The organism is Venatoribacter cucullus (assembly GCF_016132445.1).
Lineage (GTDB): Bacteria > Pseudomonadota > Gammaproteobacteria > Pseudomonadales > Oceanobacteraceae > Venatoribacter > Venatoribacter cucullus.
This window is the reverse complement of the sequence record NZ_CP046056.1, coordinates 374,426-393,244: the sequence shown is the minus strand read 5'-3', so window position 1 is coordinate 393,244 and position 18,819 is coordinate 374,426. Positions and strand designations below refer to the sequence as shown.

General features: G+C 60.0%; 21 protein-coding genes. 15 read left to right on the top strand and 6 right to left on the bottom strand.

Annotation, left to right across the window (positions count from 1 at the left end; genetic code table 11):
• Positions 1–677: 677 nt before the first annotated feature.
• Both gluQRS and dksA read right to left on the bottom strand, forming a co-directional pair.
• The gene (gluQRS, locus tag GJQ55_RS01970) at positions 678–1,559 is read right to left on the bottom strand and encodes a tRNA glutamyl-Q(34) synthetase GluQRS (protein WP_228345839.1); all 882 of its coding nucleotides are present in this window, start codon (positions 1,557–1,559) and stop codon (positions 678–680) included.
• A gap of 54 nt (positions 1,560–1,613) precedes the next feature.
• A complete protein-coding gene (gene dksA / locus GJQ55_RS01965) occupies positions 1,614–2,048 on the bottom strand; it encodes an RNA polymerase-binding protein DksA (protein WP_228345838.1) in 435 nt (144 codons plus the stop codon).
• A 209-nt stretch (positions 2,049–2,257) separates the two neighbouring features.
• On the opposite strand from dksA, the gene GJQ55_RS01960 reads away from it, so the two are divergent.
• The 3 genes from GJQ55_RS01960 to GJQ55_RS01950 are packed head-to-tail and all read left to right on the top strand — an operon-like array spanning position 2,258 to position 4,465.
• Positions 2,258–3,436 (top strand): pyridoxal phosphate-dependent aminotransferase, encoded by a 1,179-nt coding sequence (locus GJQ55_RS01960; protein WP_228345837.1) that lies wholly within the window; start codon positions 2,258–2,260, stop codon positions 3,434–3,436.
• Complete coding sequence (sfsA, locus tag GJQ55_RS01955; RefSeq protein WP_228345836.1) at positions 3,433–4,182, top strand: DNA/RNA nuclease SfsA; 750 nt, start codon at positions 3,433–3,435, stop codon at positions 4,180–4,182. Before GJQ55_RS01960 ends, sfsA begins: the two co-directional genes overlap by 4 nt.
• Before the next feature lie 16 nt (positions 4,183–4,198).
• Positions 4,199–4,465, top strand: coding sequence for a hypothetical protein (locus tag GJQ55_RS01950; protein WP_228345835.1), 267 nt, complete (start codon positions 4,199–4,201; stop codon positions 4,463–4,465).
• A 37-nt stretch (positions 4,466–4,502) separates the two neighbouring features.
• On the opposite strand, the gene GJQ55_RS01945 is transcribed toward GJQ55_RS01950, so the two are convergent.
• Positions 4,503–4,820, bottom strand: a complete 318-nt coding sequence (locus GJQ55_RS01945; protein WP_228345834.1) for a Rieske (2Fe-2S) protein — start codon at positions 4,818–4,820, stop codon at positions 4,503–4,505.
• A 25-nt stretch (positions 4,821–4,845) separates the two neighbouring features.
• Between GJQ55_RS01945 and GJQ55_RS01940 the strand changes: the two genes are divergently transcribed.
• Both GJQ55_RS01940 and GJQ55_RS01935 read left to right on the top strand, forming a co-directional pair.
• The gene (locus tag GJQ55_RS01940) at positions 4,846–5,841 is read left to right on the top strand and encodes a FecCD family ABC transporter permease (protein WP_228345833.1); all 996 of its coding nucleotides are present in this window, start codon (positions 4,846–4,848) and stop codon (positions 5,839–5,841) included.
• Positions 5,838–6,587 (top strand): heme ABC transporter ATP-binding protein, encoded by a 750-nt coding sequence (locus GJQ55_RS01935; RefSeq protein WP_228345832.1) that lies wholly within the window; start codon positions 5,838–5,840, stop codon positions 6,585–6,587. Before GJQ55_RS01940 ends, GJQ55_RS01935 begins: the two co-directional genes overlap by 4 nt.
• A 111-nt stretch (positions 6,588–6,698) precedes the next feature.
• Here GJQ55_RS01935 and GJQ55_RS01930 read toward each other — a convergent pair whose 3' ends face one another.
• Entirely contained in the window at positions 6,699–6,983 is a 285-nt protein-coding gene (locus tag GJQ55_RS01930) for a hypothetical protein (RefSeq protein ID WP_228345831.1), read from the bottom strand.
• A gap of 222 nt (positions 6,984–7,205) precedes the next feature.
• Between GJQ55_RS01930 and pcnB the strand changes: the two genes are divergently transcribed.
• The 10 genes from pcnB to mtnC all read left to right on the top strand — a co-directional run bounded on the left by pcnB (position 7,206) and on the right by mtnC (position 16,218).
• Positions 7,206–8,585: a polynucleotide adenylyltransferase PcnB gene (pcnB, locus tag GJQ55_RS01925; protein ID WP_420907150.1), complete on the top strand. Its 1,380-nt coding sequence runs from the start codon at positions 7,206–7,208 to the stop codon at positions 8,583–8,585.
• Between the two features lie 7 nt (positions 8,586–8,592).
• A complete protein-coding gene (folK, locus tag GJQ55_RS01920) occupies positions 8,593–9,099 on the top strand; it encodes a 2-amino-4-hydroxy-6-hydroxymethyldihydropteridine diphosphokinase (protein WP_228345830.1) in 507 nt (168 codons plus the stop codon).
• An 89-nt stretch (positions 9,100–9,188) separates the two neighbouring features.
• Complete coding sequence (panB, locus tag GJQ55_RS01915; RefSeq protein WP_228345829.1) at positions 9,189–9,992, top strand: 3-methyl-2-oxobutanoate hydroxymethyltransferase; 804 nt, start codon at positions 9,189–9,191, stop codon at positions 9,990–9,992.
• Positions 9,989–10,849, top strand: coding sequence for a pantoate--beta-alanine ligase (gene panC, locus GJQ55_RS01910; RefSeq protein ID WP_228345828.1), 861 nt, complete (start codon positions 9,989–9,991; stop codon positions 10,847–10,849). The genes panB and panC overlap by 4 nt, the downstream gene beginning before the upstream one ends.
• A gap of 130 nt (positions 10,850–10,979) precedes the next feature.
• Positions 10,980–11,360 carry an aspartate 1-decarboxylase gene (panD, locus tag GJQ55_RS01905; protein ID WP_228345827.1) on the top strand — a complete coding sequence of 127 codons (381 nt, stop codon included), beginning with the start codon at positions 10,980–10,982 and terminating at the stop codon, positions 11,358–11,360.
• A gap of 167 nt (positions 11,361–11,527) precedes the next feature.
• A complete protein-coding gene (gene pgi, locus GJQ55_RS01900; RefSeq protein WP_228345826.1) occupies positions 11,528–13,186 on the top strand; it encodes a glucose-6-phosphate isomerase in 1,659 nt (552 codons plus the stop codon).
• 106 nt (positions 13,187–13,292) lie between these two features.
• Positions 13,293–14,312, top strand: a complete 1,020-nt coding sequence (gene mtnA / locus GJQ55_RS01895) for an S-methyl-5-thioribose-1-phosphate isomerase (RefSeq protein WP_228345825.1) — start codon at positions 13,293–13,295, stop codon at positions 14,310–14,312.
• A gap of 10 nt (positions 14,313–14,322) precedes the next feature.
• Positions 14,323–14,946: a methylthioribulose 1-phosphate dehydratase gene (locus GJQ55_RS01890; protein WP_420907149.1), complete on the top strand. Its 624-nt coding sequence runs from the start codon at positions 14,323–14,325 to the stop codon at positions 14,944–14,946.
• Between the two features lie 7 nt (positions 14,947–14,953).
• Entirely contained in the window at positions 14,954–15,499 is a 546-nt protein-coding gene (locus GJQ55_RS01885; protein WP_228345823.1) for a 1,2-dihydroxy-3-keto-5-methylthiopentene dioxygenase, read from the top strand.
• Positions 15,499–16,218: an acireductone synthase gene (gene mtnC, locus GJQ55_RS01880; protein WP_228345822.1), complete on the top strand. Its 720-nt coding sequence runs from the start codon at positions 15,499–15,501 to the stop codon at positions 16,216–16,218. The genes GJQ55_RS01885 and mtnC overlap by 1 nt, the downstream gene beginning before the upstream one ends.
• Before the next feature lie 70 nt (positions 16,219–16,288).
• Here mtnC and GJQ55_RS01875 read toward each other — a convergent pair whose 3' ends face one another.
• Both GJQ55_RS01875 and GJQ55_RS01870 read right to left on the bottom strand, forming a co-directional pair.
• The gene (locus tag GJQ55_RS01875) at positions 16,289–17,581 is read right to left on the bottom strand and encodes an adenylosuccinate synthase (RefSeq protein WP_228345821.1); all 1,293 of its coding nucleotides are present in this window, start codon (positions 17,579–17,581) and stop codon (positions 16,289–16,291) included.
• 69 nt (positions 17,582–17,650) lie between these two features.
• Complete coding sequence (locus tag GJQ55_RS01870; RefSeq protein WP_228345820.1) at positions 17,651–18,814, bottom strand: ATP phosphoribosyltransferase regulatory subunit; 1,164 nt, start codon at positions 18,812–18,814, stop codon at positions 17,651–17,653.
• Positions 18,815–18,819 lie beyond the last annotated feature (5 nt).

Below are 18,819 nucleotides of genomic sequence, written 5' to 3'. Positions count from 1 at the left end.
CAGGCCGCCGCTGGCGGCCTGATGCGGGGCTCCGCCCCTGCACCCCAGTGCAAGGGGAGGCATCCCCTTGCGAACCCCTCTGGCCCGCGCTCCAGCTGATCCTCGTTTACCAAAACCAATTGAGCATACGCGGCCAAGGGGGAGACTTCAGGCATCCTGCCTTTCGCCCTGCGGGCCAGCCTTCGGCTGTTCAATTTTGTTCCAACAAAATTGTCCATGCCCCTGGCCACTCGTTTGGAATCATCCAAACGATGCTATTGGCTTTGCCAAACGTCGGGCTGGAACGAATGGGCCGGAACAACCCCAGCAACTTGAACATTTTTTCGCGGCCTTCGGCCGGATATTTTCTTTTGTTTTTTGTTTTGCGCGTAGCGCACAAAAAACCTTGCCGGCGTAGCCGCTGCGGTTTTATCCGCGCCTATAGCACGCCGAAATGAACTGACATTGACAGGCCCGCCCGGATGGACCGGGCGAGGATCGTGGCGCACGACGCGCCTTACGATCCGTGGCCGTCGGCAATGACGGTGAATGAGGAAATACGTGCTATACAGCGCAAAGCTGGAGCGCGAGGATAAGTTCCTCGCAATCGGGGCGCGGGGGCGGAGCCCCGCATAAGCCGTCACGCAGTGACGGCTAAACCAGCCCAACGGGCTGGCCACCGTTATGAAAAAGAAAAGTCAGCGCTGAAAACCCGCCGGCGCCGGCAGCGCCTGCATCCCGTGCAGGGCCTGCGGCTGCCAGTGCTGCACGGCCCAGCGCAGCAATTCAGTATGGCTGCCGCGCAGTTCCGCCGGCGGTTGCTGCCGTAGCCACTGCAACGCCGTGAACAGCGTACCGGCTATATCTTCGGTATTCAGCGCCCGCGCCAGATTCTGTTTGCTGAGCTTCTGGCCGTTACTCTCCAGCGCCACCGGAATATGGGCATAGCCGGGCAAGGCCGCGCCGACGGCCTGATACAACAGCGCCTGCCGGGCGGTGGAGTCGATCAGGTCGATACCACGCACGATGTGGGTAACACCCTGATCAATGTCGTCACAAACCACCGCCAGCTGGTACGACCAGGGGCCATCGCGGCGTTTCAGTACAAAGTCACCGATCGCGGCGGCGTAGTCTTCGCACCAGTGCCCCTGCAGACGGTCATCAAAACAGTAACGGCCATCCGGGCATAAAAAGCGCCAGGCGATGTCGGTGCTGGCGCTGCAGTGGCAGTTACCGCGATGCGGCAACCCGGCCAGCTGTTTGCGTGAACACTGGCAGGGAAACGCCAGCCCAGCCTGAATCAATTCATCCAGAAACTGCTGGTAGGCCTCGTTGCGCAAGCTCTGATAACGCACTTCGCCATCCCAATGCAGACCGTAGGCATCCAGAATTTGCAGAATCTGCGCCGCAGCGGTCGGGTCTTCCCGGGGTGGATCCAGGTCTTCTATCCGCACCAGCCAGCGGCCCTGCACGGCGCGGGCGTCCAGATAACTGGCCAGCGCCGCCAGCAGCGAACCAAAGTGCAGCGGCCCGGTGGGCGACGGGGCAAAACGGCCAATATAAGGAGATGGTGCAGACATGGTCAGGTGACCGGAAGGAGACGGTGCCGGCCAGAAGCCGGCACCAGACCGGGCTTAAACGCCCAGTTGTTTTTCTTTGATTTCAGCCAGTGTCTTACAGTCGATGCACAGATCGGCAGTCGGACGGGCTTCTAAGCGGCGGATACCGATTTCCACACCACAGGCGGTGCAGTAGCCGTAATCGCCTTTATCGATCAGATCGAGGGTTTTCTCGATTTTCTTGATCAGCTTACGCTCACGGTCACGGGTGCGCAGTTCCAGGTTGAACTCTTCTTCCTGGCTGGCGCGATCGTTCGGATCGGCGTAATTGTTCAGCTCGGTCTGCATATGCTCTTTGGTGCGGTCCACTTCTTCCATCAGTTCCTGCTTCCAGTTGCGCAGGATGCGGGCAAAGTGCTCCAGCTGAGCATCGCTCATGTATTCTTCGTTTTTGCCCATTTCATAAGGGGTGAAATTGGACAGTGCAAATTCTTTATTGTCTTGCGGCATCGCTTTACTGCCTCACCTGGTAAACCGGCTTACACCGGAAATCGGGTCCATGCGCCCGGGGATTTTTACAGTTGGCATCCCGGGGCTCCAAATGATAAGGCGGGGAAACTATCAGAGAACCATGCAGGTGCCAACTGTTTCCGCCGCGATTTGTTGCCGCGCCCGCACCTTCTGGCACAATGCCGGGGTTTTTATCCGGATATTCCGCCATGCAGTCTTCTTCTTTATCCACCCAGCGCAGCGGTAACGAGCGCAGTGCCGACGTCTCTCCCTTTCAGGTGATGGCCATTCTGGCCCGTGCCCAGGCGCTGCAGGCCGAAGGCCGCGACATTATTCATCTGGAAGTGGGCGAACCCGACTTTCCTACGCCGCAACCCATGATCGACGCCGCCATTGCCGCCATGCAGGCCGGCAAAACCGGTTACACACCCGCACTGGGCTTACCCGCCCTGCGCCAGAAGCTGAGTGATTATTACCGCGACCGCTTTGGCATCACCGTCAGCCCACAGCGTATTGTGCTGACGCCCGGCGCTTCAGGCGCTTTATTGTTGCTGACCGCCGCCCGCCTGAACCCCGGTGACCAGCTGTTACTGGCTGATCCCGGCTACCCCTGCAACCGGCATTTTGCCCGCATCATGGAAGCGCACGGCCAGTTAGTGCCCTGTAGCGCCGGGCAGAAATATCAGCTCACCGCCGCCGATGTGCGCCAGCACTGGCAGCCCGGCACCCGCGCCGCCCTGGTGGCCTCACCGGCCAATCCGACCGGCACCGTATTAACCCCGCAGGAGCTGGCGGAGCTGGCAGCGGCAGTGCGTGAACAGGATGGCGAGCTGTGGGTGGACGAAATTTATCAGGGCCTGAACTACAGCGGCCCGGCGCATACGGTGTTGTCGGTGGCCGACGATGCCGTGGTGCTGAACAGCTTTTCCAAATTCTTCGGCATGACCGGTTGGCGCCTGGGCTGGGCGGTGGTGCCGGAACACTGGGTACCGGTACTGGATACGCTGGCGCAGAACCTGTTTCTGGCGCCGCCGACACCCGCTCAATATGCTGCACTGGCGGCCTTTGAGCCGGACAGTATGGCCATTCTGGAAGCGCGCCGGCAGGAACTGGCGCAACGCCGTGAGTACTTACTGCAGGCATTGCCGGAGCTGGGCTTCCGCCTGCCGGTGGCCCCCGATGGTGCCTTCTATATTTACGCCGACGCCAGTGCCTTCACCCAGGACAGTCTGAACTGGTGTGCACGGGTGCTGGAAGAAACCGGCGTGGCCATTACCCCCGGGGTTGATTTCGGGGCACATGAAGCGGGATCACACGTACGCTTTGCCTTCACTACCCGGCTGGAACGCCTGCAGGAAGCTGTGCAGCGGCTGCGGGACTGGCTGTGATTTACGATTCGCCGCTGGTCAGTGGGCGCTTACTGCAGCGCTATAAGCGTTTTCTGGCCGATGTGCGGCTGGACGATGGCCGCGAAGTAACCGCTCACTGCGCTAATACCGGCTCCATGCTGCACTGCGCCGAACCGGGCAGCCGGGTGTGGCTGCGCGACAGCGCCGACCCGAAACGCAAACTGCGCTACAGCTGGGAATGGGTGGAAGTTGCCGGACGCTGGCGCGCCTGCATCAACACCGCCCGTCCTAATCAGTTGGTGCAGGAAGCGCTGCAGCAGGGGCTGGCCGGGCACGGTCCACTGGCATCGCTGACGCTGGGGTATCAGCTGCAGCGGGAACCCAAAGTAGAGGATGGCCGGCTGGATTTCCGGCTGCACAGCCACGCTGATCAGCCGGATATCTGGGTGGAAGTAAAATCCGTTACTCTGCTGAACGACCTGAGCGCGGTTCAGCCCGGCCTGGGGCGCTTTCCCGACGCCGTCACCGCGCGCGGGCTGAAGCATTTGCAACGGTTAATAGCCACCGTCGCCGGTGGTGAGCGGGCACTGTTGTTATTCTGCGTACCCCATGAAGGCATCAACCGCGTACAGGCCGCCGCCGATATCGACCCGGCCTATGCCCGGGCGCTGGCGCAAGCGGCGGCGGCTGGTGTTGAGGTGCTGGCGTTCGGGGTCGATTTTGCTCATGCTGACCAGCAAGCCGGCATGACGCTGTCGCAGCCGCTGCCCGTTGTTATCGAATAATCCCTGAGGAGTTGTTATGAAATTACTGTTACTGGTGTTTGTGCTGGGTTTTGGTCTGGGCGGTTGGCTGGGCATGAACCTCGGTCAGGGCAACGACCTGTTCAGCAATCCTTTTGCTTCCAAAGCCATGGTCGATAACGCCAAAGCCAGCGGCAGCAAACTGCTGCAGCAGGGCAAAGACACCGTGCAGGAAAAAGCCCCGCTATTACTGGAGCAAGGTAAAGACGCACTGCAGGATGGCAAAGCGGTCGTGAAAGAAAAAGTGCAGGAATTGCAGCAGTAATGTTCAGATGGTGTGCTGCGCTGTCGATGTGTGACCACTACAGCGCCACCCACACCTTACCATCGCGTTCTTCACAAGGCACGGCCTGCAACGCCTGCCCCTGACAGGGGCCGGAAATACACTGGCCATCCTCAATTAAAAACAGTGCGCCGTGCATGGCGCACTGAATTAAACAGCCGTCGGCATCCAGAAACTGATCGTCCAGCCACTCCAGATTAATACCCAGGTGCGGGCACTCATTGCGGTAAGCGTACAGCTTGCCCTGTTTGCGCACCGCAAATAAGCGCACGCCATCCCGCTCAAAACCTTTGCTTTGCCCTTCCGCTATCAGGTCACTGTGGCACAATGCCCGCATTCCTCGTTGCCCCCGGTATCTGTGTTTGAAAACGCCCTTTCTGTTTGGCCGCCAGCATATCCTGCTGCTTTCTGTGCTGCTACCGCCGCCGCTGCTGGCGCTGGCGCTGTTCAGTGGCAGTCAGAACCCCGGCTGGCTGCTGCACAGCGACATGGGCCAGACCGTATTGTGGCAACTGCGCCTGCCGCGGGCGCTGCTGGCCTTTCTGGTGGGAGCCCTGCTGGCCTGGGCCGGCGTGCTGATTCAGGGCATGGTGCGCAACCCGCTGGCCGACCCCGGGTTAATCGGTGTATCCGGCGGTGCCGCCGTGGGGGCGGCGCTGGTGCTGTGGCTGGGCGGCACGGGTTTATTACTGCCGCTGTGGCTCCAGCCGCTCGCCGCGTTTATGGGCGCCATGCTGGCGCTACTGATCGTGTTGCGGTTAGGCCAGCAGGGCAATTCCCTGCACGCCATGAGTTTTCTGATTCTGGCCGGTATTGCCGTCAGCGTGCTGGCCGGCGCCATTATTGGTTTGTTGTCCTATCTGGCCACCGATAACGCCCTGCGCCAGATCACCTTCTGGTCACTCGGCAGCCTGGCCGGAGCCAGCTGGCTGTGGGTTGGCTTATTAACCGTCGTCCTGCTGCTGGCGCTGTGGTTCTGGCCGCGTCGTCTGCGCCAGCTGGATGCCTTGTTACTGGGCGAAGTCGAAGCCCGCTCACTGGGCATTGATGTGCCACGCCTGCAATGGCAGGTGGTGGTCTCCGTAGCATTATTGGTGGCGGTGACCGTCGCCGCCTGCGGCATCATCGGTTTTATCGGCCTGATCAGCCCACACCTGGCACGGCTGCTTACCGGCGCTGCCCACCGGCGGGTGTTACCGCTGGCGGTGGTGCTGGGTGGCTGCTTGCTGCTGGCCGCCGATACCCTGGCACGCAGTCTGATTGCCCCGGCCGAAATTCCCATTGGTATTGTCACCACCCTGTTAGGCGCGCCGGTGTTTATCGCCCTGCTGGTACGGGAAAAGAGGCGTTGGCAATGAGCTTACTGCAAACCCGTCACTTAACCGTCGAACGCGGCGGCGCCGCCATCGTCGATGATATCAATCTGGATATTCAGACCGGTGAGCTGGTCATGCTGGTCGGCCCCAACGGTGCCGGCAAGTCCACGCTATTGCAGCGGCTGGCCGGTGTACAGCCACCCAGCCGCGGCAGTATTCACCTACAAGGCCAGGCAACTGCTGAGTGGCGCCATCAGGACTGGGCGCAGGCGCTGGCGTATCTGCCACAGCTGAGCCCGCTGAATTTTCCGCTCAGTGTGCGCGAAGTGGTGCAGCTGGGCGCCCTGCCACACAGTCATTCCGTGGTGACGCTGCGCCGGCAGGTACAGGAGGCACTGGAGCGCTGGGATATTCACTGGCTGGCCGACCGCGATGTGCGCTTATTGTCCGGTGGCGAGCAGCAACGTTGCCAGCTGGCGCGCAGCTGGTTACAGATGCAGGCGCCACCCAGCCGCTTATGGCTGCTGGATGAACCACTGTCAGCCCTGGACCTGCGCCACCAGCAACAGTGCCTGCAACAACTGCGCGCCACCGCCGGCGCCGGCAAGGCCGTGCTGATGGTTGCCCACGATCTGAATCTGGCCCGCCGCCACGCCGACCGGGTGTTACTACTGTGCTGCGGACGGCTGGTCGCTGACGGCAAGCCGCGAGAGGTGCTGACGGCAGCACAGGTAGCCGCTGTCTTTGGTGTGCAGACCCATCTGGATGGTGACTGGTTGCACTGGTAACGCCGCTTGTGCGGTGACATCACCGGCGCAATACGCCCACCCCGTTACACACTGTTACCTTGTGTCACGAAAAATGTTACCGGTAACGGGCAGTTCGGTAACACTTTAGTCTTAACTCCCGGTAACAACCCTCCCAATAAAAACACAACCCGTTGATTTTAAAGGCTTTATAAAAACTGGCACGGCATCTGCTTTATTACAGACACAAGGCAGCGACGAACAATAAAAATAAAAAACGTTCACTGCCCAATGGCTGAACAATAAAAATAAATACCAGCCAGTGTTACCGACCCGACCACAACAATAATAAAAGGGGCGGCCAGGAATCAGCTGTAATGAGTGCACAGCTTGCGCTGTGAAAATAACAACAATAAAGGCAGCAGCCTGTTTACTCATCAGAGCCGGTTCCGCAGGGGAATGAACGCAACGGGAATGACGCAAGAACAACAGGGATCCACTGCATAAAAGCCGCATCTGCGGCTTTTTGTTTTTATGGCCGGGAATAAACCCTGAGCCTGGTCTTAATGCCGGGCGTTTATTTGTCGGCATTGAACCGTTACACTCCGCTGCTTGTTTGTTCAACCCATGAACTCTATTTCCGTGAAACGGCCAGCCAATTTGATCAAATCTGTATTCAGCCTGTTCGGCAAAAAGAAAAAAGCCGCCAAGGCCCTGCTTACCATCGTGCCCCGTGATGAGCACAGCATCAGCCGCAGCAACCTCAGTGAAAACGCCCTGAAGGTGCTGTACCGCCTGAATAAGGCCGGCTATCAGGCGCTGCTGGTCGGTGGCGGTGTCCGTGACACCCTGCTGGGCCTGAACCCGAAAGATTTCGATGTGGCCACCGACGCCACGCCGGAACAGGTGAATCAGCTGTTCCGTAACTCCCGCTTAATCGGCCGCCGTTTCAAGCTGGTGCATGTGGTGTTTGGCCGCGACGTGATTGAAGTGGCCACCTTCCGGGCGCCACCGACCGACGAACATTCCACCAAGGTGGCCGCCAAAGGCGATCAGGGCATGATCCTGCGCGACAACGTCTACGGTAATAAAGACGAAGACGCCATCCGGCGTGACTTCACCGTTAACGCCCTGTACTACAACATTGCTGATTACAGCGTGCACGCTTATGCCGGTGGCTGGGATGATTTACAGAACCGCCGCCTGCGCCTGATTGGTGACCCGGAAACCCGTTACCGCGAAGACCCGGTGCGTATGCTGCGCGCCATCCGCTTTGCCGCCAAGCTGGGTTTCAGCATTGAAGCCCGCACCGCCGAGCCCATTCCGGTACTGGCACCGCTGCTGCAGCAGATTCCGCCGGCGCGCCTGTTTGAAGAAGTGTTAAAGCTGTTCCTGCACGGCCAGGCGCTGGACACCCTGCGCCTGCTGCGCGAATACCAGTTATTCGGCCACCTGTTTCCGTTGGCCGAGCAATGCATGCGCGATGATCCGCAGGCGCTGACCATGGCCGAAAACACCATGCGTAACACCGATGAGCGCATCCGCGCCGGTAAATCGGTAACCCCTTACTTCTTTATGGCCTCATTGCTGTGGCCGGCGCTGGTGCGTACCCAGCGCGAATTTGAACAGCGCGGCCTGCCGCCGCATCCGGCGCTGCAGAAAGCCGCCGACCGCGTGCTGTCGCAACAGATTCAGGCCACCGCCATTCCCAAGCGTTTCTCCATTCCGATGCGCGAAATATGGGAACTGCAGCCGCGGCTGGCAAAAACCCAGAGCCGCCGCTGTGTGGAACTGCTGACCCATCCGCGTTTCCGCGCCGCCTACGATTTCGTGCTGCTGCGTGAGCAATCCGGCGAAAACCTGAGCGGCATCGGCAAATTCTGGACAGACTTACAGGAACAGCATCCAGGCTTGGTAGGCAGTCGCCCGGCCCGTGCCGGGGACGACGAACAACCGGCCAGCGACGACTACAACGATGCACCACGCAAACGCCGCCGGCGCGCTCCGCGTAACCGCAACCGCCGGCCTGCCGACCTCTGAGCCCGGCATGGCTGAAACAACCCGTTGCTATATCGGCCTCGGCGCCAATCTGGACGATCCGGCGGCACAAATCCGTACGGCCTTGCAGGCCTTAGCGCGGCTGCCGCACTGCCGGTTGCTGCGCGTCTCATCCCTGTATGGCAGCAAGCCACTGGGGCCGCAGGATCAGCCCGATTATCTGAACGCCGTGGCTGAACTGGACACCCAGCTTGAACCACTGGCGCTGCTGGATGCCCTGCAGGCGCAGGAACAACAGCAAGGAAGGATCAAACGCCGCCACTGGGGCGAGCGTTGTATCGACCTTGACCTGCTGCTGTACGGCAACACCACAATGCGCAGCGAACGCCTCAACATTCCCCATCACGAACTGAACAACCGCAGTTTTGTGGTCGAGCCGCTGCGCGAACTCAACCCGGATTTACAGCTGCCCGATGGCACGGCGCTGGCCAGTCTGACCCCGACGTTCGGTGGTGAGCTGGTCCGCATTGCCCCGCTGTCGCGGCCGGAAGGTTGACTTATCAGCGCCAATCCGCACCATACGCCCCAATATCTGACCGTCTGACGCCCCGTACGCTGCAGACGACCGCCAACCGGAGAACCGTTATGAGCGCCATCAGTATCCGTTCGTTACAGGCCATGAAGCAGCAGGAAAAATTTTCCATGCTGACCGCCTACGATGCCACCTTTGCGCAACAGGCTGCCGATGCCGGCGTGGAAGTGCTGCTGGTCGGCGACTCCCTGGGCAATATGATTCAGGGCCACGACAGCACCTTGCCGGTGACCGTGGCTGACATGGCCTACCACACCGCCAACGTCGCCCGTGGCAACCGCCGCGCCCAGCGCCCGGCGCTGATCATGACCGACCTGCCCTTTATGAGCCACGGCACGGTTGAACAGGGTCTGGAGAGTGCGCGGCTGGTGATGCAGGCCGGTGCCCATATTCTGAAACTGGAAGGCGACTCCTGGCTGATTCCGCTGATCGAATCGCTGTCCCGGCAGGGCGTGCCGGTGTGTGCGCATCTGGGCTTAACCCCGCAGTCAGTGAATAAATTCGGCGGCTACCGGGTGCAGGGCCGCGAACAGGATAAAGCCGATGCCATGGTGGAACACGCCATCGCCCTGGCCAACGCCGGTGCGGATATGATTCTGCTCGAATGCGTACCGAATGAACTGGCCAACCGCATCACCGCCGCGGTCAGCGTGCCGGTAGTCGGCATTGGCGCCGGCGCCGGTACCGACGCCCAGGTATTGGTGATGCACGATATGCTGGGCCTGAATCCCCGCCCGGCCAAGTTTGTGAAAAATTTTCTTACCGACGGCCGCAACATTCAGCAAGCCTTTGCCGCCTACGTTGCCGAGGTGAAATCCGGCCAGTTCCCGGCCGCCGAACATGGGTTTTCCGCATGATTACTGTTCATACCATCCGCGAACTGCGTGAGCACGTCCGTAACGCCCGCACCAGCGGCCGCCGTATTGGCTTTGTGCCGACCATGGGCAACCTGCACGACGGCCATATCAGCCTGATCGACCGCGCCCGTGGCGACCAGTGTTTTACCGTGGCCAGCATTTTTGTGAACCCGCTGCAGTTCAACGATAAAAACGACCTGGCCCGTTATCCGCGCACCCTGCCGGATGATCAGGCCCGGCTGAGCGCCGCCGGCTGCGATGTATTGTTCGCGCCGGATGTGGACGAAATGTACCCCAACGGCCAGCAGGGCCAGAGCATTGTGCAGGTGCCGGTGGTATCGGATGGTCTGTGCGGTGCCAGCCGGCCCGGCCACTTCGATGGCGTGTCCACCGTGGTCACCAAGCTGTTCAATATGGTACAGCCCGACAACGCCTACTTTGGCGAAAAAGATTTCCAGCAGGTGGCCGTGATCCGCAAGATGGTGGCCGACCTGAATATGCCCATTGAGATTGTACCGGTCCCCACCGCCCGCGCCGCCGATGGCCTGGCCCTGAGTTCACGCAATGGCTACCTGAGCGAGCAGGAACGCGCCCTGGCCATTGGCCTGTATCAGACGCTGCAGGAAATCGCCGCCGCGCTGCAGACCGGTGAGACCATTGCCAGTGTGCTGAACAGCGCCACCGAGCGCCTGAATGGTCGTGGTTTTGTCACTGATTATCTGGAAGTGCGCCGCCAGGCGGATCTGCAACCCGCCACCGCCGCCGACCGCGAACTGGTGATTCTGGGGGCTGCGGTACTGGGCCCGGCGCGCCTGATTGATAATCTTCAGGTGACGTTGAATCGGGCAAGTGATTAAGGCATACTTCGCCGCCTTATGGTCCGGTGGGCAATAAGTGACCAATTCCGGCGCGGGTTTTAAGCTCACGGCGACCGGGGGATCCGATCCCTGACGTTGTTTCGTCCGATTAGTTAAGAAAGGGTTTACCATGCAGTCCATCATGCTCAAAGCCAAGCTTCATCAGGCCCGGGTTACCCACTCGGTGCTGAATTATGAAGGCTCTTGCGCCATTGACGGCAAGTTGCTGGATCTCGCGGGAATGCGTGAGTTTGAACAGATCCAGATCTACAACATTAATAACGGCAAACGCTTTACCACTTACATCATCCGTGGTGAAGACGGCTCCGGTATCATCTCCGTCAACGGTGCAGCGGCGCATATGGCCGATGTCGGTGACCGGGTGATTATCTGCGCCTACGCCAACTATGACGAAAAAGAACTGGCGACTTTCCGCCCGAAAATGGTCTACCTGAACGCCGATAACAGCGTCAGCCATACCAGCTTCGATATTCCGGTACAGGTTGCCTGATTCGTACTGAATTGTTAAAACGCCGCCCGGCTCTGCTGTGCGGCGTTTTTTTATGCCCGCCGTTCCGCTCAACGGAAACACAGTCCTGCCTTTAATGGCTGATCCGGCTTCCGTATACTCGCGCCCTGAAGCGCCCTTGTTGCGTCGGTTTATTTAAGGAAATCTTCATGGCCATTACTGCCAGCCTGACTCAATCGCCGCTGTGGCAACAGCTGCAACAGCATTATCAGAGCATTCGCCACCAGCACATGCGCGACTGGTTTGCCGCCGATCCGCAGCGTTTCCAGCGTTTTCACCTGCAAGCGGCCGGCCTCAGCCTCGATTACTCGAAAAACCGCATCACCAATGACACCCTGCAACTGCTGCTGCAACTGGCACAGGAACGCAACCTGCCGGCGCAGATTGAAGGCCTGTTCCGGGGCGACGTGGTCAACCGCAGCGAGCAACGCCCGGCCCTGCATACTGCCCTGCGCAACTTCAGTGACCGTCCGGTGCTGGTCGACGGCCAGGACATCATGCCGGAAGTGCGCGCCACCATCCGGCGCATGGAAGAATTCTGCTGGAAAATCCGCCGCAACCAGTGGCGCGGTTACACCAACAAAGCCTTTACCGATGTGGTCTCGATTGGTATTGGCGGGTCCTTTCTGGGCCCGAAACTGGCCTCCGGTGCGCTCAAGCCCTACTGGGACAGCCGTCTGAACATTCATTACCTGGCCAATATCGATGGTTCGCACATCACCGAAATTCTGCGCCGCCTCGACCCGGCCACCACGCTGTTTATTATTCAGTCGAAATCCTTCGGCACTCAGGAAACGCTGAAAAATGCGCTGGCCTGCCGCCACTGGTTCCTCGACAACGGCGGTACCGAGGCCGATCTGGCCAAGCACTTCACGGCCGTATCCTCCAACGTGCAGAAAGCGGTGGAGTTCGGCATCGCCGAAGACAATATTTTCCCGATGTGGGACTGGGTCGGCGGCCGCTATTCGCTGTGGTCGGCCATTGGCCTGCCGCTGGCGCTGGCGGTGGGCATCGACAATTTCCGCGAGTTACTGCGCGGCGCTTACGAAATGGACGAGCACTTCCGCACCGCGCCGCTGCACCAGAATATGCCGGTGATTATGGCGTTGCTGGGCGTCTGGTATGTGAACTTCTTTGATGTCGGTTCGCACGCCATTCTGCCTTACGACCACTACCTGCGCTCGCTGCCGGCACACCTGCAACAGCTGGATATGGAAAGTAACGGCAAGTCGGTGACCCAGGACGGTACGCCAGTGGATTACGATACCGGCCCGATTATCTGGGGCGGTGTCGGCACCAACGGCCAGCACGCCTTCCACCAGCTGCTGCATCAGGGCACGCATTTCTCGCCCTGCGATTTTATTATGCCGATGCAGAGCCATAACCCGATTGATAACTTCCACGCCATGCTGGTCTCCAACTGTCTGAGCCAGAGCCAGGCGCTGCTGCAAGGCAAGTCGGAAGCCGAAGCGCTGCAGGAGCTGCTCGACAGTGGCATGGACGCCGAAGCGGCGCGCCAGCTGGCACCGCAGAAGGTGATTCCCGGCAACCGCCCCAGCAATACCCTGTATTTCCCGCGTTCACGACCGGCCACCATCGGTGCCTTAATCGCCCTGTACGAACATAAAGTGGCGGCCCAGGGCATGCTGTGGGGCATCAACTCCTTCGATCAGTGGGGCGTGGAGCTGGGCAAACAACTGGGCAATAAAGTGCTGCACGCACTGGAAGGCGAGCCGGTGCCGGCCAACTTTGACGGCTCCACCCAGGGCCTGATTCAGGCTTACCTGCACATGCAGCACGAGCTCTGACGGCGCGGCTAGTTTTAAAGGTTCAGCCCGGCGCCCGGCTGGGCTAAAATGGCCGGCCTGTTTCTGCAGGCCGTCAGCCCGACGCCTGCCACGCTGGATATGAACTATGTCTGTACCCTCTGTTGCCGGGCACCGCGCCTCGTTCCATGCCATTGAATGGCATCACCACAGCCTGCACCTGCTGGACCAGCGCCTGCTGCCGCATCAGCAACAGATGCTGCACTACCGCAGCGCCGCTGAAGTCGCCGATGCCATCCGCGACATGGTGGTGCGTGGCGCGCCCGCCATCGGCATTGCCGCCGCTTATGGTTACGCCCTCGACGCGCTGGCTGGTCGCGATCTGCACCAGGCCTTCCGGGTACTGGCCGAATCCCGCCCCACCGCAGTGAATTTATTCTGGGCGCTGGAACGCATGGCCGCCCTCAGCCACGCCGGTACCGAAGCATTAGTGGCCGAAGCCCGCCGCATTCACGAAGAAGACATTATCGCCAACCTTGCCATGGGCCAGTTCGGCGCCTCGGTGCTGGGCGAAAAGGCTGTCATTTATACCCACTGCAACACCGGCGCACTGGCCACCGGCGGCCATGGCACAGCGCTGGGCATCATCCGCTCCGGTTACGCCGACGGCAAAGTGCAGGAAGTCTTTGCCGGCGAAACCCGTCCGTGGCTGCAGGGCGCCCGTTTAACCGCCTGGGAACTGCTGCAGGACAAGATTCCGGTGTCACTGGTATGCGATGGTGCAGCGGCACAGCTGTTCCGTACCGGTAAGGTCGATTGGGTCATCGTCGGCGCCGACCGCATTACCGCCAATGGCGATGTGGCCAATAAGATCGGCACCTACAGCCTGGCGGTACTGGCCAAACACCATGGCGTCAAAGTGATGGTGGCAGCGCCGACCAGCACCTTTGACCCGACCCTCGACAGCGGTGCCGCCATTCCGATTGAGCAGCGCCCGGCGGAAGAAGTGACCAGCCTGTTTGGCCAGCCCATTGCCCCGGCCGGCTGTCCGGCCATTAACCCGTCGTTTGACGTAACGCCGGCCGAACTGATTGATGTGATCGCCACCGAAAAGGGCCTGATTATGAATCCTGACCACGACAGCGTAGCGCTGCTGCTGGCCCGCTGAGGAGATGACCGTGTTTAACCCGCAGGACTTTGCCCGCGCCGCTCAGGCATTGGGCGATACCGGCCGCATTCTGTATCAGCGCGGCTGGTCACCGGCCACCAGCTCCAACTACTCGGTGCGCCTGAACGACCAGTGCTGCGCCCTGACCAGCTCCGGTAAACACAAAGGCGAACTGACGCCGGCCGATATTCTGGTGGTCGACTGGCAGGGCCAGCCGCTGACCAACGGCAAACCCTCGGCCGAAACCCTGTTGCATACCCAGCTGTATCAGCGCGATGCCGGTATTGGCGCCGTGCTGCACACCCACTCGCCGGTGGCGGTGGTGTTGTCGCAAATCTGGCCGCAGGAACAGCTGAGCATCAGCGGCTGGGAGCTGCAGAAAGCCTTTGCCGGTGAAACCACCCACGAAGCCACCCTGAATTTTCCGTTGTTTGCCAACGACCAGGACATTGCCCGGCTGGCCGCGCAGGTGGAAGCCACCATGCAGCAGCAGGGGCAAGGCCATGCCTATCTGATCCGTGGCCACGGGGTTTATACCTGGGGCAAAGATCTGACCGAATGCTTCCGCCATCTGGAAGCGCTGGAAAACCTGCTGGGCTACCAGCTGGAATTGCTGAAACTCCGTCCACTCTGAGGTTTGTATGAGCGCCATAAGAATTTATAACGACAGCGACACCACCAACCTGCTGTTCGGCAGTGACAACAACCTGAGCATTCACAATAAGCTGGGGGAAATCGGCGTGCGTTTTGAGCAGTGGCAGACCGCTGCCAGCATCGCCCCCGGTGCTGCCGCCGAAGACGTGCTGGCCGCTTACCGTACCGATATTGACCGCCTGATTGCTGAACAGGGATATCAGAGCATGGATGTGATCAGCCTCGATGCCAGCCACCCGCAGAAAGCCGAATTGCGGCAGAAGTTCCTCAGTGAGCACACCCACAGCGAAGACGAAGTCCGTTTCTTTGTCGCCGGCGAAGGCCTGTTTACCCTGCATGTCGATAATAAAATTTACGAAGTGCTGTGCCAGCAGGGCGACCTGATCAGCGTACCGGCCAACACCCCGCATTGGTTCGATATGGGCCCGAATCCGGGCTTTGTCGCCATCCGGTTGTTCAACAACCCGGACGGCTGGGTGGCCAACTTCACCGGCAGCGACATTGCCGAACGCTTCAACCGGCTGGAAAACTGATGACCATTAAGCTGATTCTGACCGACATCGAAGGCACCACCTCGTCCATTTCCTTTGTGAAAGACGTGCTGTTTCCCTACGCCGCTGAGCATTTGCCGGCCTATGTACGCGCGCACAGCGACGAGCTGCGCAGCCTGCTGGCCGACACCGCCGCCCTGAGTACGACCGAAGGGAGGCCGGTGGCCAGCGACGATACCGAGGCGCTGATTCAAGTATTACTGGATTGGATTAGCGCAGATAAAAAAGCCACGCCGCTAAAAACTCTGCAAGGGCTAATCTGGCAGGCCGGCTACGAAAGCGGCGCTTACCGCGCCCATATGTACCCGGATGCCACCGCCGCTCTGCGCCACTGGCACGCCTGCGAGCTGCCGCTGTATGTGTATTCCTCGGGTTCGGTGGCGGCGCAGAAACTGTTTTTTGCCCACAGCGAAGATGGCAATTTGCTGCCGCTGTTCAGCGGTCATTTTGATACTCAGGTCGGCGGCAAACGGGAAGCGGAATCCTACCGGCGCATCGCGGCAGAGTTGCAGCGTACGCATGGCATTAACGCCGCAGAAATGCTGTTTTTATCCGACATTAAAGAAGAGCTGGATGCCGCCCGGGCCGCTGGCCTGCAAACCGCCTGGTTGGTGCGTGACGAGCCATTGCAGGCACAACCGGCTCATCCGGCCGTGGCCTCGTTCAGCGATCTGACGGAGTGTTTTCCCAGCCTGCCCTGAACCTCCAGCGGCAATGAAACAGGCACAAAAAAGCCGGCGGTTGCCGGCTTTTTTGTGCCTATCGTCAGGCTTACAGCTCGAAGCTGTGACGCAGTACGATGGTTTCTACCCGATCCGGGCCGGTTGAAATAATATCAATCGGCGCACCGATGGCTTCTTCCACAAAGCGGATATACGCACGGGCATTTTCCGGCAGATCTTCCAGTTTTTTGGCACCAAACGTGGATTCTTTCCAACCCGGCAGTTCTTTGTACACCGGACGGATTTTTTCGAACTGATCGGCACTGGCCGGTACATTGATGGCGTTACCGTTCTGGTCTTCGTAACCTACGCACACCTTGATGGTTTCCAGACCATCCAGTACGTCCAGTTTGGTCAGGCAGATGGTGTTGATGGAGTTTACGCGGATGGCGTGTTTTACCAGCATGGCATCGAACCAGCCACAACGACGGGAACGGCCGGTGGTGGTGCCTTTTTCGTTACCCACGGTTTGCAGGTGTTCGCCGATGCTGTCAAACAGCTCAGTCGGGAACGGGCCAGAACCCACGCGGGTGGTATAAGCCTTGGTGATCCCCAGAATCTGATCCAGATACAGCGGGCCCACGCCGGAACCGGTAGCCACACCACCAGCGGTGGTGTTGGATGAGGTTACGAACGGGTAGGTACCGTGGTCGATGTCCAGCAGTGTGCCCTGGGCGCCTTCAAACATGATGTCGCCGCCCTGCTCACGCACGCCGTGCACCAGATCAACCGCATCCACGACGATGTCTTGCAGCTGCGCGGCCCAGTCTTGACAGGCCGCCAGGGTTTCTTCGTAGCTGACTTCGTCGACGCCGTAGTAATGCTTCAGTGAGAAGTTGTGGTATTCCATCACTTCTTTCAGCTTGTCGGCGAACTCCGGCTGGTACAGATCACCCACGCGCAAACCACGACGAGAGACTTTGTCTTCGTACGCCGGGCCGATACCACGACCGGTGGTGCCGATTTTGGCATTGCCACGCTTGAGTTCGCGGGCCTGATCCAGCGCGCAGTGGTACGGCAGAATCAGCGGACAGGCGTGGGATAAGCGCAGACGCTCCATCACCGGCACACCACGGGCTTCCAGGGCGCGGATCTCTTTCAGCAAGGCATCCGGAGCCACCACCACGCCGTTGGCGATAATGCAGGTGACGCCGTCACGCAGAATGCCGGACGGAATCAGGTGCAGGGCGGTTTTTTCGCCATTAATAACCAGGGTATGACCGGCGTTATGACCGCCCTGAAAACGCACCACCGCAGCGGCTTTTTCAGTCAGCAGATCAACGATCTTACCCTTACCTTCGTCACCCCATTGGGTGCCCAGTACAACAACGCTTTTGCCCATCTCGGTACCAATCACTCAAATAAATTGAGGCAGCGCACCCGCTGTGCACAGCCTGTTTGTGGTTAATAGTTACTCAACCAGCTGCCACTTGCCATCCTGTCTGAGCAGCTGTGCGTTACCCTGCACATCATCCTGTGTCATGGCGACCACCACGCGGCGGCCAGCCTTGCGCAATTCTGAAATCCGCGCCCACAGAGCCGGATCGTTGTCGGCCGGGGCGATAATGGTGGCTTTGTCTGCCACGGCAAAATCGCCGGCCCGCGCCAGTACTTTTAAATCGGCACTGAAACCGGTGGCCGGACGGGCGCGCCCGAACACGGCACCGGTTTCATCGTAACGGCCGCCCTGGGCAATGGCATCGCCATAGCCGGGAATGTAGGCGGCAAACACCAGTCCGGTGTGGTAATGGTAGCCACGCAGCTCGGACAGATCGAAATAAATAGGGGTGGACGGGCAGCGCAACGCCACCTGTTCCGCCACGTGGCGGATATCGCTGATCGCCTGCGCCGTGGCCGGCACTTGTTTAGCCAGCTGATCAAGCGCGGCGGCCAGACTGTCGGCATCGCCCTGCAGGCGAATCAGACGGGCAAAGGCCGAGGCCAGCAGCGGGTCGCTTACTTCGCGAGCGGCCCAGGCATCAATATCGCTGGCACATTTCAGCTTCAGTAAGTCAAAGAGTTCGGCCTGCTGGTCGGTGGTTAAGCCGGCTTCCTGCGCCAGTGCGCGGAAAATACCAACATGGCCCAGATCAAGGTGCACCTCACCGACGCCGGCGGCTTCAAGCATGGCCACCATCAGGCTGATGATTTCAACATCGGCGCCCAGTCCGGCTTCGCCGTACAGTTCGGCGCCAATCTGGGTGGGCGTGCGGCTGGCCAGCAACGAGGCGGCCTTGGCATGAAATACCGTACGGCAGTAACTGAGACGGCTGACGCCTTCCGGGGCCAGACTGTGAGCATCGATACGGGCTACCTGCGGCGTAGTATCGGCACTTAAGCCCATTAAGCGGCCGGACAGCTGATCGATTACTTTAAAGGTGCGCAGGTCCAGATCTTTGCCGCTGCCGGTGAGGAGGGAATCCAGATATTCCAGCGTCGGCGGCATCACCAGGTCGTAGCCCCAGTTATCCAGCAGATCCAGTAAACGGCGGCGCAGTTGTTCGATACGACGGGCCTGCGGGGGCAGAACTTCTTCAATACCATCCGGCAGCAACCAACGGTCAGCGCGTGTCATGCTCA

Excerpts from the sequence above, each read along its gene's own strand:
- gluQRS (WP_228345839.1), bottom strand. The coding sequence starts at position 1,559 with ATGTCTGCACCATCTCCTTATATTGGCCGTTTTGCCCCGTCGCCCACC.
- GJQ55_RS01960 (WP_228345837.1), top strand. The coding sequence starts at position 2,258 with ATGCAGTCTTCTTCTTTATCCACCCAGCGCAGCGGTAACGAGCGCAGT.
- GJQ55_RS01870 (WP_228345820.1), bottom strand. The coding sequence starts at position 18,814 with ATGACACGCGCTGACCGTTGGTTGCTGCCGGATGGTATTGAAGAAGTT.
- GJQ55_RS01935 (WP_228345832.1), top strand. The coding sequence starts at position 5,838 with ATGAGCTTACTGCAAACCCGTCACTTAACCGTCGAACGCGGCGGCGCC.
- mtnA (WP_228345825.1), top strand. The coding sequence starts at position 13,293 with ATGTCTGTACCCTCTGTTGCCGGGCACCGCGCCTCGTTCCATGCCATT.
- GJQ55_RS01885 (WP_228345823.1), top strand. The coding sequence starts at position 14,954 with ATGAGCGCCATAAGAATTTATAACGACAGCGACACCACCAACCTGCTG.
- mtnC (WP_228345822.1), top strand. The coding sequence starts at position 15,499 with ATGACCATTAAGCTGATTCTGACCGACATCGAAGGCACCACCTCGTCC.
- dksA (WP_228345838.1), bottom strand. The coding sequence starts at position 2,048 with ATGCCGCAAGACAATAAAGAATTTGCACTGTCCAATTTCACCCCTTAT.
- GJQ55_RS01950 (WP_228345835.1), top strand. The coding sequence starts at position 4,199 with ATGAAATTACTGTTACTGGTGTTTGTGCTGGGTTTTGGTCTGGGCGGT.
- panB (WP_228345829.1), top strand. The coding sequence starts at position 9,189 with ATGAGCGCCATCAGTATCCGTTCGTTACAGGCCATGAAGCAGCAGGAA.
- GJQ55_RS01930 (WP_228345831.1), bottom strand. The coding sequence starts at position 6,983 with ATGAGTAAACAGGCTGCTGCCTTTATTGTTGTTATTTTCACAGCGCAA.
- GJQ55_RS01875 (WP_228345821.1), bottom strand. The coding sequence starts at position 17,581 with ATGGGCAAAAGCGTTGTTGTACTGGGCACCCAATGGGGTGACGAAGGT.
- folK (WP_228345830.1), top strand. The coding sequence starts at position 8,593 with ATGGCTGAAACAACCCGTTGCTATATCGGCCTCGGCGCCAATCTGGAC.
- panC (WP_228345828.1), top strand. The coding sequence starts at position 9,989 with ATGATTACTGTTCATACCATCCGCGAACTGCGTGAGCACGTCCGTAAC.
- pgi (WP_228345826.1), top strand. The coding sequence starts at position 11,528 with ATGGCCATTACTGCCAGCCTGACTCAATCGCCGCTGTGGCAACAGCTG.
- panD (WP_228345827.1), top strand. The coding sequence starts at position 10,980 with ATGCAGTCCATCATGCTCAAAGCCAAGCTTCATCAGGCCCGGGTTACC.
- GJQ55_RS01945 (WP_228345834.1), bottom strand. The coding sequence starts at position 4,820 with ATGCGGGCATTGTGCCACAGTGACCTGATAGCGGAAGGGCAAAGCAAA.